The sequence below is a fragment of the Mesorhizobium sp. G2-6-1 genome, from assembly GCF_055809095.1.
In genome coordinates this window covers 1,389,057-1,415,822 of the sequence record NZ_CM147896.1, presented here as the reverse complement: position 1 = coordinate 1,415,822, position 26,766 = coordinate 1,389,057, and the positions used below count along the sequence as shown (strand labels likewise).

Annotated in this window: 23 protein-coding genes, 1 tRNA gene and 1 pseudogene; 12 read left to right on the top strand and 13 right to left on the bottom strand. The window is 56.7% G+C overall.

Translation table 11 applies throughout. The features are described from left to right. Window positions 1–63 precede the first annotated feature (63 nt). Window positions 64–207, bottom strand: a complete 144-nt coding sequence (locus AC0L7S_RS06720; protein ID WP_473473640.1) for a hypothetical protein — start codon at window positions 205–207, stop codon at window positions 64–66. 29 nt (window positions 208–236) lie between these two features. Between AC0L7S_RS06720 and AC0L7S_RS06715 the strand changes: the two genes are divergently transcribed. Further along, on the top strand, window positions 237–626 hold the full coding sequence (locus tag AC0L7S_RS06715; RefSeq protein WP_473473639.1) for a hypothetical protein: 390 nt from the start codon (window positions 237–239) through the stop codon (window positions 624–626). A 288-nt stretch (window positions 627–914) separates the two neighbouring features. Here AC0L7S_RS06715 and AC0L7S_RS06710 read toward each other — a convergent pair. The 4 genes from AC0L7S_RS06710 to AC0L7S_RS06695 all read right to left on the bottom strand — a co-directional run bounded on the left by AC0L7S_RS06710 (window position 915) and on the right by AC0L7S_RS06695 (window position 3,929). Then, window positions 915–991 (bottom strand) — tRNA-Arg (locus AC0L7S_RS06710). 599 nt (window positions 992–1,590) lie between these two features. Continuing rightward, a complete protein-coding gene (gene yghU, locus AC0L7S_RS06705) occupies window positions 1,591–2,466 on the bottom strand; it encodes a glutathione-dependent disulfide-bond oxidoreductase (protein ID WP_473473638.1) in 876 nt (291 codons plus the stop codon). 223 nt (window positions 2,467–2,689) lie between these two features. Then, window positions 2,690–3,283, bottom strand: a complete 594-nt coding sequence (locus tag AC0L7S_RS06700) for a TetR/AcrR family transcriptional regulator (RefSeq protein WP_473473637.1) — start codon at window positions 3,281–3,283, stop codon at window positions 2,690–2,692. Window positions 3,284–3,374: 91 nt separating this feature from the next. After that, complete coding sequence (locus AC0L7S_RS06695; protein WP_473473636.1) at window positions 3,375–3,929, bottom strand: carboxymuconolactone decarboxylase family protein; 555 nt, start codon at window positions 3,927–3,929, stop codon at window positions 3,375–3,377. A 577-nt stretch (window positions 3,930–4,506) separates the two neighbouring features. Here AC0L7S_RS06695 and dnaK point away from each other — a divergent pair. From dnaK to AC0L7S_RS06660, 7 genes are all read left to right on the top strand, one after another. After that, the gene (gene dnaK, locus AC0L7S_RS06690; protein WP_473473635.1) at window positions 4,507–6,423 is read left to right on the top strand and encodes a molecular chaperone DnaK; all 1,917 of its coding nucleotides are present in this window, start codon (window positions 4,507–4,509) and stop codon (window positions 6,421–6,423) included. A 203-nt stretch (window positions 6,424–6,626) separates the two neighbouring features. Continuing rightward, complete coding sequence (dnaJ, locus tag AC0L7S_RS06685; protein WP_473473634.1) at window positions 6,627–7,763, top strand: molecular chaperone DnaJ; 1,137 nt, start codon at window positions 6,627–6,629, stop codon at window positions 7,761–7,763. A 117-nt stretch (window positions 7,764–7,880) separates the two neighbouring features. Then, window positions 7,881–8,486 carry a phospholipid N-methyltransferase PmtA gene (gene pmtA, locus AC0L7S_RS06680; RefSeq protein ID WP_473473633.1) on the top strand — a complete coding sequence of 202 codons (606 nt, stop codon included), beginning with the start codon at window positions 7,881–7,883 and terminating at the stop codon, window positions 8,484–8,486. A 61-nt stretch (window positions 8,487–8,547) separates the two neighbouring features. Further along, a complete protein-coding gene (locus AC0L7S_RS06675; protein ID WP_473473632.1) occupies window positions 8,548–9,144 on the top strand; it encodes an NADPH-dependent FMN reductase in 597 nt (198 codons plus the stop codon). Continuing rightward, the gene (gene pyrF, locus AC0L7S_RS06670; protein ID WP_473473631.1) at window positions 9,141–9,842 is read left to right on the top strand and encodes an orotidine-5'-phosphate decarboxylase; all 702 of its coding nucleotides are present in this window, start codon (window positions 9,141–9,143) and stop codon (window positions 9,840–9,842) included. The genes AC0L7S_RS06675 and pyrF overlap by 4 nt, the downstream gene beginning before the upstream one ends. 27 nt (window positions 9,843–9,869) lie before the next feature. Further along, on the top strand, window positions 9,870–10,157 hold the full coding sequence (locus AC0L7S_RS06665; RefSeq protein WP_473473630.1) for a DUF1330 domain-containing protein: 288 nt from the start codon (window positions 9,870–9,872) through the stop codon (window positions 10,155–10,157). Between the two features lie 306 nt (window positions 10,158–10,463). Continuing rightward, complete coding sequence (locus AC0L7S_RS06660) at window positions 10,464–11,561, top strand: acyltransferase family protein (protein ID WP_473473629.1); 1,098 nt, start codon at window positions 10,464–10,466, stop codon at window positions 11,559–11,561. A 37-nt stretch (window positions 11,562–11,598) separates the two neighbouring features. Here the strand turns inward: AC0L7S_RS06660 and AC0L7S_RS06655 are convergent, their stop codons facing one another. Then, window positions 11,599–12,024: an Lrp/AsnC family transcriptional regulator gene (locus tag AC0L7S_RS06655; RefSeq protein WP_473473628.1), complete on the bottom strand. Its 426-nt coding sequence runs from the start codon at window positions 12,022–12,024 to the stop codon at window positions 11,599–11,601. 143 nt (window positions 12,025–12,167) lie between these two features. Between AC0L7S_RS06655 and rocF the strand changes: the two genes are divergently transcribed. Together rocF and AC0L7S_RS06645 are read left to right on the top strand one after the other, a co-directional pair. Further along, complete coding sequence (gene rocF / locus AC0L7S_RS06650) at window positions 12,168–13,091, top strand: arginase (RefSeq protein ID WP_473474201.1); 924 nt, start codon at window positions 12,168–12,170, stop codon at window positions 13,089–13,091. 137 nt (window positions 13,092–13,228) lie between these two features. Further along, window positions 13,229–14,278, top strand: coding sequence for an ornithine cyclodeaminase (locus tag AC0L7S_RS06645; RefSeq protein WP_473474200.1), 1,050 nt, complete (start codon window positions 13,229–13,231; stop codon window positions 14,276–14,278). A 12-nt stretch (window positions 14,279–14,290) separates the two neighbouring features. On the opposite strand, the gene AC0L7S_RS06640 is transcribed toward AC0L7S_RS06645, so the two are convergent. Next, entirely contained in the window at window positions 14,291–14,743 is a 453-nt protein-coding gene (locus AC0L7S_RS06640; protein ID WP_473473627.1) for a MarR family winged helix-turn-helix transcriptional regulator, read from the bottom strand. Window positions 14,744–14,863: 120 nt separating this feature from the next. Here AC0L7S_RS06640 and AC0L7S_RS06635 point away from each other — a divergent pair. Continuing rightward, window positions 14,864–16,635, top strand: a pseudogene (locus AC0L7S_RS06635) (chloride channel protein). Window positions 16,636–16,858: 223 nt separating this feature from the next. Beyond that, a complete protein-coding gene (locus AC0L7S_RS06630) occupies window positions 16,859–17,359 on the top strand; it encodes an MmcB family DNA repair protein (RefSeq protein ID WP_473473626.1) in 501 nt (166 codons plus the stop codon). A 9-nt stretch (window positions 17,360–17,368) separates the two neighbouring features. Here AC0L7S_RS06630 and nhaA read toward each other — a convergent pair whose 3' ends face one another. The 6 genes from nhaA to pheT form a co-directional block, all read right to left on the bottom strand. Continuing rightward, window positions 17,369–18,571, bottom strand: a complete 1,203-nt coding sequence (nhaA, locus tag AC0L7S_RS06625) for a Na+/H+ antiporter NhaA (RefSeq protein ID WP_473473625.1) — start codon at window positions 18,569–18,571, stop codon at window positions 17,369–17,371. A gap of 80 nt (window positions 18,572–18,651) precedes the next feature. Further along, a complete protein-coding gene (locus tag AC0L7S_RS06620; protein ID WP_473473624.1) occupies window positions 18,652–19,215 on the bottom strand; it encodes an ActR/PrrA/RegA family redox response regulator transcription factor in 564 nt (187 codons plus the stop codon). Window positions 19,216–19,297: 82 nt separating this feature from the next. Next, the gene (locus AC0L7S_RS06615) at window positions 19,298–20,623 is read right to left on the bottom strand and encodes an ActS/PrrB/RegB family redox-sensitive histidine kinase (protein ID WP_473473623.1); all 1,326 of its coding nucleotides are present in this window, start codon (window positions 20,621–20,623) and stop codon (window positions 19,298–19,300) included. Window positions 20,624–20,701: 78 nt separating this feature from the next. After that, the gene (gene hrpB, locus AC0L7S_RS06610; RefSeq protein WP_473473622.1) at window positions 20,702–23,170 is read right to left on the bottom strand and encodes an ATP-dependent helicase HrpB; all 2,469 of its coding nucleotides are present in this window, start codon (window positions 23,168–23,170) and stop codon (window positions 20,702–20,704) included. A gap of 4 nt (window positions 23,171–23,174) precedes the next feature. Then, the gene (locus AC0L7S_RS06605) at window positions 23,175–24,161 is read right to left on the bottom strand and encodes a Gfo/Idh/MocA family protein (protein ID WP_473473621.1); all 987 of its coding nucleotides are present in this window, start codon (window positions 24,159–24,161) and stop codon (window positions 23,175–23,177) included. Between the two features lie 193 nt (window positions 24,162–24,354). Further along, window positions 24,355–26,763 carry a phenylalanine--tRNA ligase subunit beta gene (gene pheT, locus AC0L7S_RS06600; protein ID WP_473473620.1) on the bottom strand — a complete coding sequence of 803 codons (2,409 nt, stop codon included), beginning with the start codon at window positions 26,761–26,763 and terminating at the stop codon, window positions 24,355–24,357. Window positions 26,764–26,766: the final 3 nt, after the last annotated feature.

The following is a 26,766-nucleotide window of genomic DNA, read 5'->3' as shown; positions in this document are numbered from 1 at the left end:
GTAGCTTGACGGCGCGCCAGTGATCGTCACCTACAGGATCACCTATCCGGCTTATGCCTGGCATCAGAAGGTGACGGTGGTGGTCGAACTGCCCGACGGCTCCAGCGTCGTTGCCGTGCGCTGGACCGGCCAGCCGCGCCTGCTGCCGGATTTCCCCGGCGCAACGAATTCCGTCGAAGGCGAAGCTGCGGTCGTGGCGCTGCCCAACGGGCGCTACGTCTTTGCGCTCATCAAGAGTGCTGGCGCTTCGCACCTTCTTTACCCTGCCGAAGCATTATGGCCTGCTCACACTGCTGAAAATGGCGGGCGATGTTGCCGATCACTATGGCGAGACGGTCTCAATCTCCGCAAACCAGCGCCCGCTCATCGTCACCTTTGCCGACATCGACGACCCGAAGACGGTTCAGCGCGTCGACACTGGCGTGCTCGGCCCCGGTTACACGCTGAAGGACGTCACGCTCGAAATCACTGAGGAGAAAATGACGGAATGCAGAGCGGAGAAGGTGCCGGGCCGGAGTTCTTTCGCAATTGGGGAAAGCTCTATTATACGGCACTGGAACGCGGAGGAACCAAGTATCCGTTTTTCCAGACATTCACGTCACGTTTCAGCCATGGCGATTTCATAAGGAAATAGCATATATCTATCTCTAAGAACCTCTTTCTCGCAGTCCTTTTAATGGATTCATACAATCGGGGATACGATTTTGTGGCGGAAACAGATTGCACTACTCCTCAGATCGCGGCGATCACCGGACATTCTTAAAGATCGTTTCGTCAATTCTTGATTGGTATCTTGCGCGAATCCGTGTCCTTGCGACCGAGGCCGTCATCCGTTCCGAGAACGCACCAAGTACAGATTTTGCAAACCAAGGCGCCGCAGCGCGTCGACAAAGCCATTAAGTAACTGAAAAGATTGGCGCGCCCGAAGAGATTCGAACTCCTGACCCCCAGATTCGTAGTCTGGTGCTCTATCCAGCTGAGCTACGGGCGCGCAACGAACCAGCTTGGAAACCGACCCGAAGATATTGCGTGTTCACTAGCGACTGAAATCGGGAAATGCAAGCTGATCCAGCAAAACTTTTACCAAGCGTCCGGTTCCGAGTTAATTGTAATGCAGGCGATCTGGTGAGACACCTGATTGTTTGGTCATAGCGTTTCCCTGAGCGCCTTGTAAGGTGTTTCCCCGTTGTGGGCACACTATGAGGCTGGCGAGATTGTAGAAGCGCTCCCATTCAGCAAGTTTGGTATTCAGGTTGACGTCATCGGTACAACTGAGGAGCTGGTAGAACCGTCGGACCTGTCGGTTCAGCGAGACACCTGCGGTCACCGACACGTGGCTTGCCGGGTATTCCGTGGGGAAATTGAGGTTCCGGTGCCGTCCATGCCTCATCGGACAATCAAAACAATGATTGCTTCGCCAGTCCTCGTCTCTTAATCCACAATTCAGAAACGAAAAGTCTAACAAAATCAATCTAATGTATAGGCATTCATTCTAAGCGCTAACTCCACTTCCTGGAGGAAAAGGTAGTCTTCAAAGGGTGGGGGCGGATGAAGTAAAATTTCAGCATTCTGAGCTCCAGCCCGGCATCGCTACATGGCGCTTTCAGGTGCCAGCTTGTCTTGGGTTTTCAGATCGAAATCCGAAGCGTCATGACGTTCGTGGAGTTGGTCCGAAAGCGGGCCCCATGTGCGGTTCACCTTACGGCCACGGTGGACGGCGGGACGTGTCAGGATATCTTCGGCCCAGCGGCGCAGGTTCTTGTAGCTTTCAACTTGCAGGAACTCGCCCGCGCTGTAGGCCTCGCCCAACACCAGATTGCCATACCATGGCCATGTGGCGATATCGGCGATGGAGTATTCGTTTCCACCGAGATACCGATGTTCGGCAAATTCGCGATCCAACACGTCCATCTGGCGCTTCACCTCCATGGTAAATCGGTTGATCGGATATTCGAATTTTTCAGGCGCATAGGCGTAGAAATGTCCAAATCCTCCACCCAGATACGGGGCCGAACCTTGCAGCCAGAAAAGCCAATTCAGCACTTCGGTGCGCGCGGCCGCATTTTCGGGCAGGAAATGTCCGAACTTCCCGGCGAGATACAGAAGGATCGCGCCGCTTTCGAAGACCCGGCTGCCTGTTTCAGTGTCCAAGAGCGCCGGAATTTTCGAATTTGGGTTGACGTCGACGAAGCCCGACGAGAACTGGTCGCCGTCACCGATCTTGATGAGATGTGCGTCATATTCTGCGCCTGCAATGCCAAGGGCGAGTAACTCTTCCAGCAGGATTGTGACCTTCTGGCCGTTGGGCGTGCCCAGCGAATACAGTTGCAGCGGATGTTTGCCGCGCGGCAAACTGGCCTCATGCGTGGGGCTGGCGATGGGGCGGTTGATCTTGGCCCACTCCCCGCCGTTTTCGGCATCCCAGGTCCAGACTTTTGGAGGAACGTAGCTGTTCGTGTCAGACATTATCCTGATCTCTATCTTTCATGTTTTCTGGTGGACTTAAAGCACATCGCGTCTAAAGGGATTCATGCAGGGCGCTTTAAGCTTTTGTTTTTGTGCATGTCGCCCAAAACCGCTGCACACTTTTGGGCGACATGCACTAGGACAAACGACAGGAACGGGTAAGCAATGAATCCGCCCTCTGTCTCGCATATGCGTGACTACTTTTTGACTGAAAATCAGCCGGCTAGTTCCGTAGGTGTGTGATCTCCTTCGCCATATCCTCGGCGAGTGCGGAAATTTCTTCCTGACTTGTTCCCAGATGCAGTTCGAACCGCAGGGCTGCAATATTCGCCTGAAACCTGCGGGCAAGGCGGCCGGCATTCGCGTCAGATGGCAATTCTCCGGCCCCTATGGCCTGCTCGAAAATTGCCGCGAATTCCTGTCGCATCTCGTCCAGATATGCGCGGGCCTTGTCGGCGACGGCCGGATCGGTGGTTCGTGTGTCGACGAGCGTTTTCGTCAGCATGCAGGCCTGCCGGGCGCCATCATTTGGTGAAAGCTTCGCATAGGACCGGATGTGATCCGCCAACCCCGTGAGCGGCGAATCCGCCTTTGTCATCTGAGCATTGAACCGCGCGCGAGAGGTTTCGAAATAACGTTCCAAAGCCAGCAGATACAAGTTCTCCTTGCTGTTGAACGCCGCATAGATACTGCCCGGCTTCATGTTCAGGGTTGCCTCGATATCCTTGAGTGAGGTCGCGTGATACCCCTTGTTCCAAAACAGGGACATGGCCGCGTTCAGGGCGGTATCTCGCTCGTAGGGGGCTGCACGTTTCATATCACTGGGTTTCTCCTGGCCGGCAGAACGCATCTTTGCCTTCCGCCACCTCACCGGAATTTGAGCATATGCTCAATTCTGAATGAGGCGATCAGGCGGCATTTTTCCATTCGAATTTCTGGAACGGTTTGTCCACAGGAGTATTGGCCAGATGATTGGTGTAATTAGACATCACCTTTTGCGAATAACCCAGGATCACTTCGAGGATATTTCGCTTGGTGAAACCAGCATCCAGAAAGGCTTGTACCGATGCTTCGTCAAGGTTGCCGCGATCGCGGACGAGCTTCAGGGTAAAGTCCCGTAGCGCCTCCAGCCGTGTATTCGGCAGCGGTGTCCTGTCGCGCAGCGCATTGGTAATAGCGTCGTCCACGCCCATGCTTTTGGCGATTCCGGTATGGGCAGGCACGCAATAGTGGCAAGCGTTCTCGACGTTCACGGTCTGCCACACAACAGTCAGCTCATCCTTGTCAAAGCTGGAGTTCACGAACAGTTCGTGCACTCGCTGGTATGCTTCCAACAGGCCGGGGGCTTCGGCCATCACGGCGTGCATGCCTGGTATCCTGCCAAACGCTGCCTTTGATTTGGCCAGCAACGGCTTGCTGTCATCGGGAGCGGTGGTTTCGTCGTGTAGGGCAAAATCGGTCATTGCTATTTCCTTTGATTGAGTGGGGTTTCGTCGGGTTCATATCTCATTTAGCGACTTTGAGTGATTGCTCAACTCACATTTGAGTGACCGCTCAAATGTGAGGCGATTGAGGCGAGGCGTTCAAAATGGCAAGTGCGGGTTCGCCAACGGCGTTCGACGCGCGGGCTGCGCGCAATCAGTGCCCGGTGCTGCCGGAATCACCCGGAACAAGGCAACTCAGGATGCATGGCTGTTTCTCGATCTGAGGGGCTTGGCTCGTTGATCTTTTCGGACAAGTCGATGCCTTCGACAGCCACTATATCACTGGTTGCGCTCATGAATGACCGCTCCGGCAAGGCCGGCAGAAGACGACAAAAGTGCCAATCAACTCTTTTACAGCCCGGCCCGCGCTGTATAAACCGGTAGAGAACATTGAACGGGTCGCTTGCGCGTTGCGCAGCCTGTTCTTATATACGCCGCACGACCGCGTGGATCGCGTCCATAAACGTGAGCCTGTGCGGCATTTCTGTGAACAGGGGCTTTCATTGGAACGCCTGACAGGGTCCTGGAAAGCCTGCTTAGTGGAGAGACTGAAACAATGGCAAAAGTAATCGGCATCGATCTCGGGACGACCAATTCCTGCGTCGCCGTCATGGACGGTAAAGACGCGAAGGTTATCGAAAATGCAGAAGGCGCGCGCACCACACCTTCTATTGTCGCTTTCACCGGCGATGGAGAACGCCTCGTTGGCCAGCCGGCCAAGCGTCAGGCTGTTACCAATCCTGAAAACACCATCTTTGCGGTCAAGCGCCTTATCGGTCGTCGCTACGACGATCCGGTCACTGCCAAGGACAAGGATCTCGTTCCGTACAAGATCGTCAAGGGAGACAATGGCGACGCCTGGGTTGAAGGCGGTGGCAACAAGCAGTCGCCTTCGCAAATCTCGGCCATGATTCTGCAAAAGATGAAAGAGACGGCGGAAGCCTATCTCGGTGAAACGGTCGAGAAGGCCGTCATCACCGTTCCTGCCTATTTCAACGACGCCCAGCGCCAGGCAACCAAGGATGCCGGCAAGATTGCGGGTCTTGAGGTTCTGCGCATTATCAACGAGCCGACAGCGGCCGCACTTGCGTATGGCCTCGACAAGAAGGAAGGCAAGACCATCGCCGTTTATGACCTTGGTGGCGGCACCTTCGACATTTCCGTGCTCGAAATCGGGGACGGTGTATTCGAGGTCAAGTCAACCAATGGCGACACCTTCCTTGGTGGTGAAGATTTCGACATGCGCCTCGTCGAATATCTGGCGGCTGAGTTCAAGAAGGATCAGGGTATTGATCTGAAGAATGACAAGCTGGCGCTTCAGCGTCTCAAGGAAGCTGCTGAAAAAGCCAAGATCGAACTGTCCTCTTCGGCGCAGACCGAAATCAATCTGCCCTTCATCACGGCTGATCAGTCGGGACCGAAGCATCTGACCATGAAGTTGACCCGGGCCAAATTCGAGAGCCTCGTCGACGATCTGGTTCAGCGCACAATCGCGCCATGTAAGGCTGCCCTCAAGGATGCCGGACTGAAGGCTGGCGACATCGACGAGGTGGTTCTGGTCGGCGGCATGACCCGCATGCCCAAGATTCAGGAGATCGTGAAACAGTTCTTCGGCAAGGACCCGCACAAGGGTGTTAACCCCGACGAAGTGGTAGCATTGGGTGCTGCCATCCAGGCAGGCGTTCTGCAAGGCGACGTCAAGGACGTGCTTTTGCTTGACGTGACACCGCTGTCGCTTGGTATCGAAACGCTGGGTGGCGTATTCACGCGTCTCATCGAGCGCAACACGACGATCCCGACGAAGAAGTCGCAGACCTTCTCGACTGCTGAAGACTCGCAGTCGGCTGTGACCATCCGCGTATTCCAGGGCGAACGTGAAATGGCTACCGATAACAAGGCGCTTGGCCAGTTCGATCTGGTCGGCATTCCTCCTGCACCGCGCGGCGTGCCGCAGATCGAGGTCACTTTCGACATCGATGCAAACGGCATCGTCAATGTCTCGGCCAAGGACAAGGGAACCGGCAAGGAACATCAGATTCGCATTCAGGCTTCTGGCGGCCTGTCGGATGCCGATATCGACAAGATGGTCAAGGACGCCGAAGCCAATGCCGAGGCAGACAAGACGCGGCGTGCGCTGGTTGAAGCCCGCAATCAGGCCGAAGCTCTGGCGCATTCCTCCGAAAAGTCGTTGAAAGATTATGGCGACAAGGTTTCCGAAGACGACCGCACGGCGATAACCGAGGCTATTGCCGGGTTGAGGACGGCAGCCGAAGGTGATGATGTCGCCGAGATCGAGGCCAAGACGCAGGTGCTTGCCGAAGCATCCATGAAGCTTGGTCAGGCTATGTATGAGGAGTCGCAAAAAGAGACGGCCGAAGCGGATGCCAAGGCCGACGCGGCCAAGGACGCCGATGTGGTCGATGCGGACTTCGAGGAAATCAACGACGACGACGACAAGAAGAAGTCTGCCTGACCGGGTTTGACGATTCTAGCAAAAGCCCGGCAGCAAAGCCGGGCTTTTGTGTCATCCGTCATTAAATAATGGGGCGAAACCCGACTCGGCACTGGCATCCGAGCCAATGGACGCCTAAATCGAAACTCAATTGCCGGCTTGGACAAAATTACAATGCATCAAGACATTGAACATCCAGTCGACCATCCGGGCATTGGGACACTATGAAGGCCGATTTCTACGAGACACTTGGCGTTGGCAAAGGTGCCGATGAAAAGGAACTGAAAAGCGCGTTCCGCAAGCTTGCCATGCAATTCCACCCGGATCGCAATCCCGGTGACGATGCCTGCGAGCATAAATTCAAGGAAATCAACGAGGCCTACGAAACGTTGAAGGACCCGCAGAAGCGGGCCGCCTACGACCGTTTCGGTCATGCCGCCTTCGAAAACGGTGGCATGAATGGCGGGGCGCAAGGTTTCGGGGCCGGCGGTTTCGCAGACATTTTTGAAGATATTTTCGGCGATATGATGGGCGGTGGCGGACGCCGGCGTTCATCAGGCGGGCGCGAGCGAGGCGCAGATCTACGCTACAATATGGAGATCACGCTCGAAGAGGCGTTTGCCGGTAAAACCGCGCAAATCCATGTTCCGGCTTCCATCTCATGTACCGAGTGTTCGGGGTCCGGCGCCAAACCGGGCACACAGCCGACAACCTGTGCCATGTGCGCCGGACACGGCAAAGTGCGCGCCAGTCAGGGCTTTTTCTCTATAGAGCGCACCTGTCCGCAATGCCAGGGGCGCGGCCAGACCATCAACGACCCATGCCCGAAATGCGCTGGCCAAGGCCGTGTGACTGAAGAACGCTCGCTGTCTGTCAACATTCCTGCCGGTATTGAAGACGGAACCCGCATCAGGCTTTCCAATGAAGGCGAGGCAGGTCTGCGTGGCGGGCCCTCAGGCGACCTTTACATCTTTCTTTCCGTCAAGCCGCATGAGTTCTTCCAGCGTGACGGCTCAGACCTTTACTGCAAGGTGCCAATCTCGATGACGACCGCAGCTCTTGGCGGCTCGTTCGAGGTGGCCACGCTCGATGGTACGCAAACGCGCGTCAAAGTGCCTGAAGGCACCCAGAATGGCCGTCAATTCCGGGTGAAGGGCAAGGGTATGCCGGTTCTTCGCCAACCGCAGATGGGTGATCTCTATATCCAGACTGCGGTCGAGACGCCGCAGAGCTTGACGCGCCGCCAACGCGAACTTCTTGAAGAGTTTGAACAATTATCGTCGAAAGAAAATTCACCACAATCCAGTGGTTTCTTTTCACGCATGAAGGATTTCTTCGAATCCTTTAGCGAAGAGCGATAGCCATTATTCTTGTGCACAGGGTGTCTTCCCGTGTGTATAAGAGATTATGCCAGTATGAGCCTTGTCTTGGGCCATGCTAGTGATAGATAGCATCAGGGGAGCCTCGGGAGAATCTGCATGACAAGAGGGTCCGGACTGCGCAAACACCTCGCCGACAAATTTGACGACGAGCTGAAGTTCTTCAGAGGCTGGATTGACAAACCCAAGGCTGTCGGAGCGATCATGCCGACCAGTTCTGTCACCGCCCGGCGCATGGCTTCCGTGATCGATACCGGCTCCGGTTTGCCGGTGCTTGAACTTGGGCCGGGAACCGGGGTCATCACCAAGGCTATCCTGGCGCGCGGTGTGAAACCGGACAATCTCTATACCATCGAATATTCATCGGACTTTGCATGCCATCTTCGCGCCAATTTTCCAGGTGTGAACGTCATTGAAGGCGATGCGTTCGATCTCGATACGACGCTGGGCGACAAGCGCGACCTTATATTTGACGCGATCATTTCTGGCGTGCCCCTATTGAATTTCCCGGTTGCCCGGCGTGTCGCTTATCTCAACGGTCTGCTCGACCGCCTGCCGGCCGGCCGGCCTGTGGTGCAACTCACATACGGGCCTATGTCACCCATCCCTGCGGGGCATGGTGACTACATTGTTGAGCATTTCGACTTCATCATCCGCAATATTCCACCGACGCGCCTCTGGATTTATCGACGCGTTGCGCATTGATTTGCAGGCGCCATTGCCTATACCTGCCGCCCCTATGCCTGCAGCTTGAGGAGGCAAGGCAATGCCTGTGACATCCCGGATACTCGTTCTTGCCGGCTCGATCCGCAATGGCGCCTATAGTGGCAAAACAGCCGATGTTGCCCAAAAGGTACTGGCGGTGCAGGGGGCTGAGGTAACGCGCATATCGTTGGCAGACTACCCTTTGCCGATCATGGATCAGAACCTTGAAAATGAACAAGGCATCCCCGACAACGCCATGAAGCTGGCACGTCTTATCGATATGCATGACGGTTTGCTGATAGCGACGCCGGAATACAATGGTTCTGTTCCTCCTCTGCTCAAAAACGTTATCGACTGGGTCAGCCGCGTGCGCCGCGATGGGAACCGGACATTGAAGCCGCTTCAGGGCAAGGTGGCTGGCCTGTGTTCATCCTCTCAAGGCCAATTTGCCGGTATTCGCGCCATCGGTCATCTGCGCTCCATATTGGTGCGTTGCCGTGTCGATGTCGTGGTGCCGGAATGCTCGGTGCCGCGCGGTGGCGAGGCTTTTGCAGAGGATGGCGAATTGCACGATGAATCGTTGCGCCAAGCCATGAATACTATGGTCGGCGCGCTCATTGAGCGCGCGATCATGATGTCGAAAAGGAACGAGCCATGAGCGCACTCCCCGCATTGAACAAGCGCTTGATCGTTGGCCTCGACGTGCCAAGCGTTGGGGATGCGCAACGGGTGGTGCGCGATCTTGAAGGCATCGTTTCGTTCTACAAGATTGGCTATCAGCTTGCCTTTGCCGGCGGCCTGGAGTTCGCCCGCGAACTCGCCAGCGGCGGAACCAGCGTCTTCCTCGACATGAAATTGCTCGATATCGACAACACGGTGGCCAAGGGTGTCGAAAACATCGTCAAGATGGGCGTTGCAATGCTGACGCTGCACGCCTACCCGAAAGCGATGCGGGCAGCGGTTCAGGCAGCACATGGCAGTGATCTTTGCCTGTTGGCCGTAACCGTCCTGACCTCCATGGACGAGCAGGATGTCATCGACGCAGGCTATGAATATGACCCGCACACGCTGGTCCTCAGACGTGCCGAACAGGCATTGCATGCCGGCATGGGTGGAATTGTCTGCTCTGCCCATGAGGCTGCTGCCGTGCGCAAGATTGTCGGTCCAGATATGGCTGTGGTGACGCCCGGCATCCGTCCGAAGGGAGCGGATCACGGCGACCAGAAACGTGTCGTGACACCTGCCGATGCAATCCGCAATGGGTCCAGCCACCTCGTTGTCAGTCGCCCGATCGTCGGTGCTGTTGACAGGCGGGCTGCTGCGCAGGCTATTGTCGAAGATATGCGCCAAGCTTGAGGCGCATCCATAAATGGAGAATACGAAATGCCTAAAGGATACTGGATCGCCCGCGTCGATATACGCGATCCGGAGCGCTACAAGGATTATGTCGCGACCGCAAAACCCGCATTTGAACGCTTTGGCGCAAAATTTCTGGCGCGCGGCGGTGAGCATGAGAACGTCGAAGGGCCGGGGCGCGCCCGCAACGTCATCATCGAGTTCGAGTCGCTGGCGGCCGCTCGCGAGTGCTATCATTCGCCGGAATACCAGCGCGCGGTGGCAATCCGCCAGCAGGTGGCCGACGGTGAAATCGTGCTGGTCGAGGGTAGCTAGAGCAATTCCAGCAAAAATGTGCAGCGGTGTTGCGCCTGCATGCCGTTCTGAACTGTTGGGTTCGATCACGTTCATGATTGAGGATCGATTTGATCCTCAATTGTCGTGATCAAAAAGCGAGATCGCTTCTCCTGCAATTTTTCTGAGCCTGCAAAACGTCACCGCATCGGCAGTCGCAACGGACGTGGTCATGGAATCTTAAGTGAACCGTGATCCAGTGCGGGCCTCGGTCGAAATTGGGTCGCCCAGTTCTTCGCGTGCCTGGCGCCTCGACCAGAAGATCGTCCCGCAGGGTTGTTACCGATCATGCCTTCTGCAAACTCCCGGCTCTCCAATCTTGATCTGCTGCGGCTTTTCTCAGCCCTCATGGTGCTTTGCTTTCACTACGGTTTCAGAATGGCGATCTCCGGGGAAGGGGGAGATGTCGGGTTTCCGGAATTGGCACCTGTTGCCATGTGGGGTGACATAGGGTTGGTCGTTTTCTTCACCATCTCCGGATACGTAATCGCGCTATCGGCAAATAACCGTTCAACATTCGATTTTGCGGTGGGCCGGTTTGCACGGCTGTGGCCGACATTTGTCGTCTGTGCGACCATTACCGCTCTCGTCACGCTTGTCTGGCCGGTCCCGGGCATCCCGCGCCCAAGTTTCATGCAATGGGCAGCGCAGTTCGTTATCGTTTCGCGGGCGCTTGGACAGCCATTCATGGACGGTGCCTATTGGACCATCGTTTATGAGATCATTTTCTATGGATGGGTCTTCGTGCTGCTTCTCTGCGGCTGGTTCAGGCAAGGTTGGCGCGTTGCCGTTCTGATATGGATCACGCTGTCGGCCCTCAATGAATTCGTCCTCGGCAGCGATGCCGTGCGCAAACTCCTGATTACCGAATATTCGGGGTTTTTCGCCTTTGGCCTCGTGCTGTTCCATGCGCAACGCTGTTTCGACAAGCGAGCCGCCTGTCTTCTAATCCTGGCGCTAGGGTGGGCAATCATAGCCACCCTTCATGTAGAGCCACGGATGATCGAGACATATGGGGTTCACAGAAACCTCATCGGTGTTGTCCTGGTTGCACCATTGGCGCTCGCTGCGGTTTCCTTTTGCGTTCTCGCGCCCGCATTGCCGATCAAACCGCGCCTCGCTTTCGGTTTGGGGGCACTTACCTATCCACTCTATCTTTTGCATCAGCACATTGGCTATGCCGTTTTCACACGCTTTGCGACTGGCGAGAACCGTTGGCTGGTCGCTCTGGTGCTGGTCAGCGCACTTGCCGCAGTGGCCTGGCTTATCGCGGTTACACTGGAACCTTGGGCACGGCGCTTGATTATCAATGCTGCGCAGCACTTAAAAGCACGGGCAGGGCTTGTGCGAAGCGTCTCACTGCCTCTCAACGACCGGTCCCTCTAATAAGGTCATGGCTATCGGCAGGTTCTACGCTGGGCGACTATGCCCTGTTGAGAAGGAGGCAAGTCTCGCTGTTCAGCACGCCCGCAATTGCCCGAACATCTCCCAGAACGCGGTCAAATTCGCGCAGGTTTGCAGTCTCTATTTGGGCTACCAGATCCCAGGCACCATTGGTTGTATGGAGGCTGACAATGGCGGGCATCTTGTTGAGGAGCGCGATGACCGTGCGTGCGAGATTGCCCTGTAGCTCAATCATCGTGACTGCACGAATTTGGTCGTGCTCTCCCGCAACGTCAAGATCGATTGTGAATCGCTTTATCACACCATTGGCAACCAGACGCTCCATACTGCTTTGAACTGTGGCGCGCGATACGCCCAGCAGACCTGCAAGGGTCGTGACAGTGGCACGCCCATCCTTTTTCAGGGCACTTAACAATTTGCGCTCAAATGAAGAAATTTCCGGCATCGGCTCGCGCTTTATCAAATTGCGTTCTTGGGCAGTCAATTTGATCAAAGTATTGAGTAAATTGATCAATTTACTGACTATATGATTTGACCGGTTTTGGCCATGTTGAAGCTCATTTCGCACAGGAAAGGTTAGGCATGACATTGAATTGCACGTTGATTGGTGCGCCGGTGCAGTCCGGTGCCAGCCAGGCGGGCTGTATCATGGGGCCCGAAGCCTTTCGTACCGCTGGATTGGCGGCGGCCATCCATCAACTCGGGCACCAGGTCGTGGATGTGGGAAATGTTGCGCCGAGGCCGGTCGAGACGGCTCAACATTCAAACACGGCGATTCATGATCTCGGTGAAACAATTGGTTGGGCTGTGGCATTGGAAGAGGCCGCCTACGACGCCGCCAAAAACTCTGATTTTCCGATCTTCCTGGGCGGCGATCATAGCCTGTCCGTTGGAACTGTGCCTGGCGTTACCAGATATTCGAGCGAGAACAAGCGCGAGCAATTTGTCCTGTGGCTCGATGCGCATCCTGATATCCATACCCTTGACACAACGTCCAGTGGCAATCTGCATGGAACACCAGTCGCTTATTTCACCGGCCAGGATGGCTTCACCGGCACCTACCCACCTCTTAAGGCAGCCGTTAAGCCGGAAAACGTCTGCATGCTTGGCATACGTTCGGTCGATGCCGCGGAAAACCATGCACTGGCAAGAAACGGCATCTGCGTACATGATATGCGCTATCTGGATGAACACGGTGTAGTGGCACCGCTTCGGACTTTCCTGAGTCGGGTGAAAGCAGCCAATGGCGCGTTGCATGTAAGCCTTGATGTCGATTTTCTCGAACCCGCGATCGCGCCGGGTGTAGGCACAATGGTTCCCGGCGGTGCAACATTCCGCGAAGCCCATCTTATCATGGAGATGTTGTGCGAAAGCAGATTGGTGACGTCACTTGATCTTGTGGAACTCAATCCATTTCTGGATGAGCGTGGACGCACTGCGATGTTGATGGTCGATCTGTGCGCCAGCCTTCTGGGCCGCAAAGTGCTCGACCGGCCAACACGGAGTTACTGATGGTCAGGATGCCAGCCCTTGGGATAGTTCCTTTGGAGCAACGACATCCACAAAAACAATGGCTTAAAGCACCCTGCATAAATCCCTTTAGACGCGATGCGCTTTAAGCGTCGAACCCGTAAACTGGAAAAGCAATGATTAAAAATCCTGCGCCCTCGCGTCTCGCTCTGGTTCCCTTTGTCAGCGTCGAGAACATGATGAAAATCGTCAATACGATAGGTGCGGCGAAAATGATCGCGGAGATTGGCACCTATATTGAGTCTGACTTCTTGCGGTGGGAACTTTTTGACAAAACCCCTCGTGTTGCCGCCCACTCGAAAGAGGGTGTGATAGAACTCATGCCCACCAGTGATGGCGACACATACGGGTTCAAATATGTCAATGGTCATCCGGCAAATATGGCCAGAGGCTTTCAGACCGTAACTGCCTTTGGCGTTCTCGCCCGTGTCGACAATGGTTATCCCGTCCTGTTTTCGGAAATGACCATTTTAACGGCTTTGCGTACAGCCGCCACTTCTGCGGTTGCCGCCAAATATCTGGCACCGAAAGACGCAAGCGTGATGGCGATGATCGGAAATGGCGCGCAATGCGAATTTCAGGCTTTGGCTTTCCAGGAATTGGTCGGCATCAAAACTGTTCGCCTCTATGATATCGACAGTGATGCTACGCAAAAGGCCGCAAGAAACCTTGCTGACAGCGGATTGGAAATCATTTCCTGCAATTCATCGCAGGACGCTGTGAACGGAGCTCACATCATCACCACCTGCACGGCCGACAAGCAATATGCGACCATATTGACCGATAATATGATCGGCGCAGGTATTCACATCAACGCAATCGGTGGTGATTGCCCCGGAAAGACGGAACTGCATAAAGACATTCTGCTTCGCTCGGATATTTTCGTTGAGTATCCGCCACAAACGCGCATTGAGGGCGAGATACAGCAACTGGACGAAGATTTTCCCGTCACCGAACTTTGGCGCGTCATTGCAGGGGAAAACCCGGGGCGCAAAAGCACCAGCCAGATCACGCTTTTTGACAGTGTCGGATTTGCGACCGAAGATTTCTCGGCCCTTCGTTATGTCCGCGACCAGTTGCAACATACAGGCCACTTTGTGGAACTGGATATGATCGCCGATCCTGATGACCCACGCGATCTTTTTGGCATGATTCAACGGGCACAATGATCGCGCCGCATCTCAACCCTGGTGCTCGCGGTCGAGTAGTTGCTTCAACATCGGCTCAATGCGGGCAATCTCATCCAGATGGGCGGCCGACAATCCTTCCAAATGTTCTTCCGCTTTGTCGGTCAGCCGAAGAAAAACCCGTCGATGATCGTCAATATCCTGATCTCTCTTCACCAGCCCGGACTCGCAAAGCCGATCAACCAGTTCGACAGCACTATGATGGCGAATGCACAGTCGCTCGGCGAGATCACTGACGGCGACCGGTCTGTCTTGCGTAAATCCCTTGATGGCCAGTATCGCCTGATGCTGGCGCGGGGTAAGACCCGCCGCGCGCGCTTTCTCCTTACTGAAGTCAAGGAAACACCGGATAAGATAGCGGAACTCGGAAAGCTTTTGATAGTCGGATAGCCGAATCTTGCCCAAGGCTTCTTCCGACCTCGCTGTTCGTTGCCGTTTATCCGTCATCTGCTCATTCCCATTTCGTCAAGAAGGCTCTTGAGTATTTATATCGTTATACGATACATAGCCAATTCGAGGCGCTTATCGACCTCGATTGCATCTTTCCAGCAGTGAGCAGACTTAAATATGAAATCCAGCGATGCCAAGCATCGCCGTCTCGGCGATTTTACCACAGATTCCCGCGTACTTGTCATTTGTGCGATAGCAGTCGTGGTTGCAACTGCGGCACTTCTGGCCGGCATCGGCCTTCTGAAACTGATCCAGCTTGCAACAAACATAGCATATTTCGGTCAATTCAGCACAGTTTCACTGAAGCCTGGTGATAGTCCTTTCGGCTATTTCGTCATATTCGTTCCAGCTATCGGGGCGCTGATCATCGGTCTCATGGCCCGTTTCGGCAGTGAAAAAATCCGCGGCCACGGCATCCCTGAAGCCATCGAGGCGATTTTGCTCGGGCGCTCTCGGATTGATGCCAAAGTCGCGGTGCTGAAGCCGCTCTCGTCGGCCATCTCGATTGGCACAGGCGGGCCGTTCGGTGCGGAAGGACCGATCATCATGACGGGCGGCGCCATCGGTTCGCTCATCGCGCAAATGCTGCCGGTCAGCGACAATGAGCGTAAAACTCTGCTTGTTGCCGGTGCGGTCGCGGGGATGACAACCGTGTTCGGAACACCGATTGCCTCGATCATGCTGGCGGTCGAGTTGCTGCTCTTCGAATGGACGCCACGTAGCTTCATCCCGATTACGGTAGCGGCAATAGTTGCCGAGGTGGAACGTACACTCCTGCATATGTCAGCTCCTCTCTTTCCATTTCAGGGGAGCATGAACGTCACGCTTTCCGCTCTTGGCGGATGGGTTTGCATCGGTATCGCTGCTGGCCTGCTGGCGGCGCTGCTGACACAACTGGTCTATGCCTGTGAGGATGCTTTTGAAAAACTGCCGATCCACTGGATGTGGTGGCCAATGATCGGGGGCTGATCGTTGGCATTGGCGGCCTGATCGAACCCGATGCATTGGGGGTTGGCTACGACAACATCTCCCGCCTGCTCGAAGGTCATACGCTTGCCACGGCAGCTCTGATTCTGCTTGCGGTCAAGGCCGTGATCTGGTCGATCGCGCTTGGTTCGGGCACTTCTGGAGGCGTGCTGGCACCTCTCCTCATCATGGGCGGTGCCATGGGGGCGATGTTGTCTGGTATTCTGCCCGCCGCCGATCCCGGCCTGTGGGCACTTCTGGCGATGGCAGCGACAATGGGCGGCACGATGCGTGCGCCGCTTACCGCCACCTTCTTCGCGGTGGAACTGACCGGCGACACGCATGTTCTGCTGCCGTTGATCGCAGCCTGCGCAGCAGCATATGCGATAACAGTACTCTTGATGAAACGATCGGTCCTGACCGAAAAGATTGCCAGGCGCGGCCACCATATCGTGCGCGAATACCAAGTCGATCCGTTCGCTTTGGCGCGGGTGAGCGAGGTCATGACACGGGAAGTGGAGACGGTGCCGGATACGATGACGCTGCATCAAACGGCTGCTTTCCTGACCTCGCCCCAGACACGCCACCCGAGTTTTCCCGTCGTTGACGGCAATGGACATGTGCTCGGCCTCATTGATCCGCCGACGATTCTTCGCTGGCGCAGGGCAGGCAAGCATCGCACCACCACTCTGGGTGTCTTGCTGGATGGAACCAGGATCATGGTCGCCTACCCAGACGAATATCTCGAATCCCTGTCAGACAAACTGCTTGCCGCCAACGTCTCCCATCTGCCCGTCATATCGCGCGACGATTCAAAGCTGGTTGGCTATATCGGATGGAAGGACCTGATGCGTGTCCGCTCGAAACTTCAGGCTTCGGAGCGTGATCGTTCCACTTTGTTGCGTTTGGGCTCTGCCAGATAAACGCGGGAGAACGCACCTGGACAGTTTCACTTGATTTCCGTGATTTCACATAAATTCAGATAGGGAACCGGTACGGCGGTGCAAATTAAGCCTTTCTAGTATCGGCCTGAAGTAATCTCAGACCCGTTGGATTTGGGGACTGGCGAGCCGAGAAGCTCGTCAATTCTGTTTTGGAAATAGCCAACCCCGTTCATTCTGTGAATTAAAACTGGCATGATGGGGTATGCCTATTGTCTCACCGATTCCTTCCAATCCCTTGATTGATGGTCGCCAGTCAGAGCGAGCCTTGTTGGTGCGCCGCGGTGTGCAGCGGCTAATGGCGAAGATGAACATCCATGTTCTGCCCGAGCTTTCGCTGGCCACAGGCCGTCGCGCCGATCTGGTTGCGTTGACCAGGCGGGGTGACATCTGGATTATCGAAATCAAATCCTCGATCGAGGATTTCAAAATCGACCGCAAATGGCCGGACTATCGTCTGCACTGCGACCGCTTCTTCTTCGCGACGCATCCCGGTGTTCCTTCCGACATTTTTCCAAATGAGTGCGGCTTCATTCTGTCCGACGGCTATGACGGCGAGATCATGCGTGAGGCACCAGAACACCGAATGGCTGCCGCAACCCGCAAAGCCTTGATGCTGAGGATCGCGCGCACTGGAGCGTCCCGCCTCATGGCAGCCGATCTGGCTGGCGTGGCGGTGCCGGCAATAGATGGCGAGAGCGAATAGACCTCGTCCTTAGTCTTCGCAATCATCATTCGTGGCGTGGCCCGGCAGGGGTGCCATCATGAGTACCGCTGCTCCAAGAATGGCCGCGATGAAGGAGCCCGCGAGAATACCGACCTTGACCGCATCCTGCAGCGATTGATCGTTGCCAAAGGCGAGCAGGCCAATGAACAGGCTCATGGTAAAGCCGATGCCGCACAGAAGCGAGATACCGACCATGTGCGCCCAGTTTGCGTTGGCCGGCATATCTGCAAGGTTGAGCTTGATGGCCAGCGCCGATGTGCCGAACACGCCGGCGAGTTTGCCAACGACCAACCCCGCCGTGACACCAAGCGTCAAAGGCTCGACCAGCGCGGCCGGCGTCAGCCCGGTCAAGGCGACACCAGCATTGGCAAAGCCGAAGATCGGAATGATCACGAACGCCACCACCTTGTGCAATGCGTGTTCGAGTTGGTGAAGGGGCGAATGGTCGAGATCATGCGCAATACCCGGAGTGATGCGCAGCGGTATCGTGAGCGCAAGCGCCACCCCAGCAAGCGTGGCATGGACCCCCGACTTCAACACCAGAAACCACAAAACCGCACCAAGTACGACATAAGGCGTAAGCGACAGAACACCCATGCGGTTGAGAATGACAAGGAGGGCAATGACCGCGAAAGCCGCGCCGAGATAGGCGAGTGACAGATCGCTGGTGTAGAAGATGGCGATGATGATGACGGCACCCAGATCGTCGATGATGGCGAGCGCGGTGAGAAAGACCTTCAGCGCGGCAGGAACGCGGTTGCCGAGTAGAGAAAGCACGCCGAGTGCAAAGGCGATGTCGGTCGCGGTCGGGATTGCCCAGCCGGACAATGCGGCTGAATTATCACGATTGATCACGACGTAAACCAGCGCGGGAACAACCATGCCACCCAATGCGGCAACACCGGGCAACACACGGCGCGGCCAGGTGGAAAGTTGCCCATCAAGCACTTCACGTTTGATTTCCAACCCAACCAACAGGAAGAAAACGGCCATCAGTCCGTCATTGATCCAGTGCGAGACGCTGAGTGGCCCCAGATAGGCATGGAGTGCGGAAAAATAGTCATCCGCCAATGGTGAGTTTGCAATGATCAACGCTAGCGCGGCCGCCACCATGAGGACGATCCCGCCCGACGCCTCGCTGTCGAGAAATTCGCGGAAGATCGAGATCGGTCGCCGTCTTGCTGGCTGCATGCGAACTCCTTGCAAGGAATATAACGAAGCTTGTCAGATATGCAGTCGCAGCCAGTACCGCAAGTACGTGCGGGGAATGCTCAGCGCGGTGCGCGTTTTGCCAGAATGCGTTGCAAGGTCCGTCGATGCATATTGAGCCTGCGCGCAGTCTCCGAAACATTGCGTTCGCACATCTCGTAGACGCGCTGAATATGTTCCCATCGTACACGATCAGCCGACATTGGATTTTCGGGAGGTGCTGCACGTTCTCCGCTGGCACTGGTCAGCGCGGCAAAAACATCGTCGGCATCGGCCGGCTTTGACAGATAGTCGATGGCGCCAAGCTTCACGGCTGTCACGGCAGTCGCAATATTGCCATAGCCGGTGAGGATAACGGCGCGCGCATCTTCACGCTTTTCCCGGATCGCGGCGACCACATCGAGGCCGTTGCCATCCCCCAGCCGCATATCGACCACCGCATAGGCGGGCGGATTGGCGCGCGCCTTGCCAATAGCTTCCTCGACGCTCTCAGCTGTTTCCACGACAAATCCACGCGTTTCCATCGCGCGAGCCAGACGGGTCAGAAACGGTCTGTCGTCTTCCACGATGAGGAGGGTTGTGTCGTCACCTGTTACCATGCTGCCAGTGGCATCTTCGCCGGTCATGATCTGTAAGTCCTTAGCCCGCTATTTTCATATCCATATGAGTTTTCATGCAGATATAGATGTTGAATGTCTCTGTCCAATTTTACACCCTGTCAAGCAGGGCAGACGTTGCCCCAAACGTGTGGACAAAAGAGCTTCGCGGCCACTGAATTCGCGCCACAGCACCCTCACCCGGCTCGCTCGCATTGTAGAATTCGAGCGTGGCTCCCGATCGTTCTAGGAGTGTCTTGGCGATAAACAGGCCAAGCCCCAGCCCTCCACCCGGTTCGGAACCCTGTCTCGTTGACATGTAGGGCTCGCCAATTCGGTCGATGGTTTCCGCCGGAAAGCCCGGCCCGTCGTCGGTGATCGAGAAGACAACGGTATCGTCGTTCCAGCTCCAGCTTACTCTAACGTTTGATTGTGCGAAATCGACGGCATTTTCGATCAGATTCCCAAGGCCGTAGATAACACCGGGATTGCGTTGACCGACAGGTTCCGGGCCGATGCGTTCGCCGGGCAAGAGTTTGATCGAGATACCAAAATCACGATGCGGCGCGATGACTTCCTCAACCAGTGAGGTCAAGGGCAGTTGGGCAAGCAGCGGCTCGCCTTCCGATGACAGACTGGTCAGCCGCTTGAGGATCTCGCGGCAGCGTTCGCTCTGCGAGCGCAGGAGTGTGACGTCATCATGAAATTTGGGGTCGTTTCCCAGCGCCCTTTCCATTTCCTTGACCACCAAAGTAATGGTGGCAAGCGGTGTGCCAAGTTCATGTGCTGCCGCAGCCGCCAGACCGTCGAGCGCCGACAGGTGTTGTTCGCGCTGGAGCACCAGTTCGGTCGCCGCCAGTGCATTGGCAAGAAGCCGCGCTTCCTCGGCGACACGAAAGGCATAAATACCCGTGAAGGCAATGGATGACAGGACTGCCATCCACACGCCCGCGACATAGATGAACGGCATTTCGAGGCCCGTGCCTTGTTCCCACGGCAGCGGCAAGTGGAAGAACGCCAGCAATGTTGCGGCAATCATCACCAATGCGCCCAGAAAAGCAGTTAGCCGCAATGGCAGCGATGTTGCGGAGATAACGACGGGAACCGTCATCAGAAGCGAAAACGGATTGGTAAGACCGCCCGTCATGTAGAGCAGACCGGCAAGTTGCAGACTGTCGAAGATGAGAATGCCCATCGCTGCCAATGGCTGCAGCCGGTGGGCAGCCGGGAAGCGGAAAGTAAGGATCAGGTTCAGCCAACCCGAACCGGCAATCAGTGCAAAGCACAGGCTCACCGGCATCGGGAACTCCAGCCAATAGGCCACGACGATCACGGCAATGCTTTGCCCAACAATGGCCAGCCAGCGCAGGCGAATCAACGTATTGAGGCGCAGCTTGTGGCTCTGTTGCAGGTCAGGGGAGTGCAAGTCGCTAATCATCGCCGAGCCTTTACAACCAACGCCCTGTCAGGGCAATTCCACAGGGACGGCGGCCTGCCGATGCGATCTGCTTTGCTCTCATGAGCCGCGTGGCTTGGCGCGGCTCGTAGCTGTGGCCAAGAGCGGATTTTCCGGCCACACATGTTTCGGATAGCGGCCACGCATGTCGGCACGGACATCGGCCCACGAACCGCGCCAGAAGCCGGGCAGGTCACGCGTCGTCTGGATCGGGCGATGCGCGGGCGACAGAAGCTCAAGCGTCAGCGCCACTGTACCTTTTGCGATTGAGGGATGGCGCTCAAGGCCAAACAATTCTTGGACTCGGATGGCCAAAACCGGCTCTTCGCCTTCGTAACGGATTGGCACGCGGCTACCTGACGGCGCCTCGAAATGTGTCGGCGCAAGGGCGTCAGCCTGATGTTGCAGATCGTATGGTACGAGCGATAGCAAACCGGCTGAAAGTACGCCAGCTTCGATGGCCGAAAATGACGCCACACCTGGAAGGAAGGGCAGCAGCCAGTCTTCGAGTTGAGCCGTCAAATATGCGTCGGAAACGTCTGGCCACGGAGCACCAAGACCGCGATGCAACCATGACAAACGCTGGCGCAGCGTCTCGCCATCCTTGCTCCATGGCAGCAGCGCCAATCCATGCTGGCGCACGGCGTCGATAACCGCAAGGTCCGCCTCCGCACCGGTCGGAGCCGGCAGCATGTGTTGGGAAAGGCCGATGGAACCGAGCCGGCTTTGCTCGCGCACACGCACAGCCAGTTTGGCGACATCGAAAGTCGTGTCACGGCGCGTCTCGATGTGGTGTGCAAGTGTCGCGCGGATATCAACCTCGGTGACAGAGGCGGCAGCGGTTATACGCGCATTCTGTGCCTTGCCTTGCAGATCGGCAACGACGAGAAACGGCTCGCCTGCCAGCGGATCGGTAGGGACGAGTACGGCACCTGAGCCATTGGCAAGCACGAACCGGCCGCGTCCGCCGCGCGCCTTGGCAACCCTGTCCGGCCAGGCATGTATAAGGAGTGCACCGGGAGATGTATTGTCATCGGTGGTTTCGCCAGCAATGGGCGTTGCGCGAACCAGCCGTTGTACAAGTTGCCTTGCAGTGGTTGCGCGCGGCGTCCGTTCTGTCTGGAACCGCACCAAGCGCCGCTCAAGATCGACGCTGTCGCCGCAAAGACCGCGCTCGGTCATAAGAACGGCAAGTTGTGCAGCTTTTTCCGCCGAACCCTGCTTCGCCGCTTCGGCCACCATATGAGCCAGTCGAACCGGCAGCGCCAGTTTACGCATGGCCTCGCCCGATTCGGTCAGGCGGCCGGATTGATCAATGGCGTCCAGTCCCAGAAGCAGCGTCTGCGCCTCTTTCATGGCTGGTTCCGGCGGGGGATCGAGAAAGGCAAGGCTTGCGGGATCTGCGACACCGAAGGCGGCACAGTCGAGCACCAGTCTTGATAGATCGGCCTCGAGAATTTCTGGCGGTGTAAAGGCAGGCAACGATGCCGTCTGTTCGGCACGCCAGAGCCTGATGGCAATGCCGGGCTGCGTGCGCCCGGCGCGCCCCGCTCTCTGGTTGGCCGAGGCACGCGAAACGCGTACGGTTTCCAGCCGCGTCAACCCGCTTGCTGGCTCATAGCGCGGCAAGCGCGACAAGCCGCTGTCGATGACCACGCGCACGCCGTCAATGGTGATTGAGGTTTCCGCAATGGATGTAGCCAGTACAATTTTACGTCGCCCCTCGGGAGATGGATTGATGGCCGCATCCTGCGCCTTGGCGTCCATCAGGCCGTAGAGGCGCACGATATCGGTATGCGAACCCACGCGCCCTTCCAGCCGCTCGGCGGTGCGTTCAATCTCGCGCTGGCCCGGCAGGAAGGCAAGCAGGCTGCCGCTCTCGCTGGCAAGGGCTGCACGAATGGCTACTGCCATTGCATCTTCAATGGTGGTACCGGCAGGCCGCTCCTGGTAGCGGATGTCAACAGGGAAGGCGCGGCCCTCGCTCTCGATCACCGGTGCACTGTGCAGAAGATCGGCAACACGCGCGCCATCGAGGGTCGCTGACATCATCAGAAGGCGCAAATCGGGTCGCAATGCACCTTGCACATCAAGTGCCAGAGCCAGTGCAAAATCGCCGTCAAGTGAGCGTTCGTGAAACTCGTCGAAGATCAGCGCCGAGACGCCTGTGAGTTCCGGGTCATCGAGAATCATGCGTGCCAGAACGCCTTCGGTAACGACAAGGATGCGCGTTTGTTCCGAGGTCCGGTTGTCCATACGCATGGCGTAACCGACGCTGTCTCCTATCTCCTCGCCAAGCAGTGAGGCCATGCGCCGCGCCGCAGAACGCGCAGCCAACCGGCGTGGCTCCAGCAGGACGATCTTGCCATCATCCAACCAAGGCGCATCGAGCAGCGATAATGGTACAAGCGTTGTCTTGCCGGCACCGGGTGGCGCGACAAGAACTGCGCTGTTGCCCCTGACGAGCGTCGCGCCAAGCTCGGGCAGAATGGTAGTGACCGGTAGCTCCGGTAACGCGATGCGGGACAATTGATCAGACGGCCTCCCAGCCGTCCTTTTCGCCCGCACGATATATGGCGTCGATGACCTTTTGATTGAGCACCGAGTCCTCAAGCGTGAACATGCGATCCTTGCCGCCTGCGGCTGCGCGAGCAAAGGCTTCAACTTGCAGAAGGTATTGCTGCGCACCGGCAAAGCGGAAGACTTGCGCCTCGCTATGGGCCTGATTGTGCAGTTCAATTCGGTGATGGTCGTAGAGCCCCGCATTGAAGGGGGATGCAACTTCTATGAAGCCTTTGTCACCGTGGAACACCATCACCTGACGCGCGGCCATTTGCGTCGACAGATAGAAGGACAATTCGAAATCGTCGAAAGCGGCGCGGATCGAGGAGTAGGTATCGGTACCGAATGTCTTGTCACGCTCGATTGTTGCTTGCACGCGAAGCGGTTCCTTGCTGGTGGAAAAGCGCGTCGCAACCGTCGGGTAGACACCGATGTCGGGCAACGCACCGCCACCAAGCTCAAGCCTGTTGCGCATATTGCCGGGATCGACATTGTAGTAGGAAAAAGCGCCTTGCACATGTTTGAGCTGCCCTATCGCGCCCGCCGCTATCAAGTCGCGCACTTTGATCCATTGCGGATGATAGGTGACCATGAAGGCTTCGCAGACCAGAACCTTGTGCTTGTCACGCAATGCGATCAGCGCGGCGATTGCCTCGGCATCAAGCGCAAGCGGCTTTTCAACCAGCACATGCTTGCCCGCCTCGATGGCTTTCGCCGTCCACTCGACATGCTGCGAGGTCGGTAAAGGGATGTAGACGCCATCGACTTCATCGGAAGCCAGCAGTGCTTCATAGGAGCCAAAGGCATGGGGCGCGCCAAAGCGGTCGGCCAGCGCCCGGGCTTTCGCCGCGTCGCGGCTGGCTATCGCCGACAGAACACCATTGTCGGCTTCGACAATGGCCGGCAAAAGATGCTCGCGGCCGATCTTTGCGGTCGACAGAACTCCCCAGCGAAACATGCGCATTCTCCCGTTGGATTACAATCTCCGACAGCCGAGCCGATCGGACATGCTCGAACCAGTATGCTAGAGCAATTCCAGGAAAAGTGTTCAGCGGTTTTCCTTACAGAATTGCGTAAAACAAATGCTCAGAGCGGGTTGGCGGTTCTATCAAAAGCTGAGCCGCTATAGCCGGACTGCTACAACTGCAAGCTTAGCCGCGCAAAACCCCGCCCGTTTGCTTGGCGACATTTTCGACGATGCGTTTGGCCAACGCCTCGAAATCTTCGTCGGTCAGCGTCTTTTCGACCGGTTGGATCGAAACTTCGATGGCAATTGATTTCTTGTCCGCGCCAAGTGCATCACCCTCGAATACGTCAAAAACGTTGACACCGGTGATCAGTTTCTTGTCGGCGGCAAGTGCTGCACGCGTCAGCGTTGCCGCTTCCACGGATTTCTCGACGACGAAGGCAAAATCGCGTTTCACGGCTTGGAAAGCGGAAAGGTCAAGCCTCGGTTTGGTACGTGTCGGCTTGGTCTTTACCTGCGGAACAGCGTCAATGAACACCTCGAATCCGGCAAGCGGCCCTGAAACATCGAGCTCTTCGAGCGTTTTTGGATGAAATTCGCCGAATGTGCCGAGCACAACTTTCGGGCCAAGCTTGAGCGTGCCCGAGCGACCGGGGTGATACCAGTCCGGCCCACCCGCTTCGATCTGCACGCGGTCAACCGGCGCTCCACAGGCTTCCAGCGCGGCAAGCGCATCTGCCTTGGCATCGAACACACCGACTGGTCCGGCATTCCCCGCCCAATGGCGGCCGGAGCCGTCCAGCTTGGCGCTCCCGCGCCGTACTCCTGCTGCAACACGGCGCTGCTGTTCGGGCTTGTCGCCTTCATAAGTGCCGGAAACTTCAAATAGCGCAACATCGCCGATACCTTTGTCGGCATTGCGCTGTGCCGCGACAAGAAGACCGGGCAAAAGCGAAGGTCGCATATCGGACATGTCAGCGGCAATCGGATTGGCGAGTTTTAAGGCCGGCTGGCCGCCACCGAAAAGTTCGGCATGTTTGGCTGGAATGAACGACCAGTTGACAGCCTCCATCATGCCACGCACGGCAAGCGCGCGCCGTGCTGCGCGGGTACGCAATTGCAGCGCGGTGAGGATCTTGCCGTTGACAGCGTCATGACTGGTGAGTGGCTGCGACACGATTTCATCAACGCCGTGGATGCGCATAACTTCTTCGACCAGATCTGCCTTGCCATCAACATCGGGCCGCCATGACGGCACGCCGACATCGATAGTCTCACCCGCTCCGGTGGGCGAGAAACCAAGGCGCGTCAGAATGTCGAGGCTCTCTGCATCGTTGACCTCGAGGCCCGTCAGCCGCTTCACTTCCGATAGCGGGAACGACACGATTTTTGGTGTGTGGTCACCATAGCCGACCACTTCGCTCGCGGTCGGTTCGCCGCCGCAAAGATCGACAACAAGCTTGGTTGCCAGTTCAAGCCCCGGCACCATGAATTCAGGATCGACCCCGCGCTCGAAGCGGTAGCGAGCATCAGTAATGATGCCAAGCGCGCGCCCGGTACGGGCAATATTGAGCGGTTCCCAAAGGGCCGATTCGATCAGCACGTCGGTCGTGTTTTCATCGCAACCGGAATGTTCGCCACCCATAACACCGGCAATGGATTCAACACCGTTCTGGTCCGCGATGATGCATATTTCGGGTGTGAGCTGATATTCGCGCCCGTCGAGCGCCAGCACCTTTTCATCATCTTTAGCGCGGCGCACGACAAGGTTGCCCAACACCTTGTTGGCGTCGAACACATGCAGCGGCCTGCCAAGATCGAAGGTCATGTAATTGGTGATATCGACCAGTGCATTGATCGGACGAAGGCCGATAGCAATCAAGCGTTGCTGCATCCACTTCGGCGAAGCGCCATTTGTCAGGCCGCGCACGAGACGAAGCGCGAAACCGGGGCAAAGTTCTGGCGCTTCTATGCTCACCTTAACCGGGCATTCGCCCTTGCCCGCAACAGGCTCCACCTTCATGGCCTTCAAAGTGCCAAGGCCCGCTGCGGCGAGATCGCGCGCGATGCCGTGCACCCCAGTCGCGTCGGGGCGATTTGGCGTCAGGTTGATGTCGATTACCGGGTCGTCAAGATGGGCGTAAGTGGCGAAACTGGTGCCGACGGGCGCGTCAGTTGGAAGATCGATAATGCCGTCATGTTCGTTGGAAAGTTCAAGCTCACGCTCCGAGCACATCATCCCGTGGCTCTCGACACCTCGGATCTTGCCAATTGAGAGTGTCACATCGATGCCGGGAACATAGGCACCGGGCGCGGCAAAAGCACCAACCAGACCAGCGCGTGCATTGGGTGCGCCGCATACCACCTGCACCGGCTCTTTGCCGTCGCCGGTATCGACGCTCAGCACGCGCAGCCGGTCGGCATCTGGATGCTGTACGGCGGTGAGCACTTTGGCGATGACGAAAGGCTTTAGCGCCGCCTTGTCGTCAACGTGTTCGACCTCAAGGCCAATCGCGGTCAGCCGCTCGACGATTTCATCGAGCGAGGCATCGGTTTCAAGGTGTTCCTTGAGCCAGGAGAGAGTGAATTTCATGAT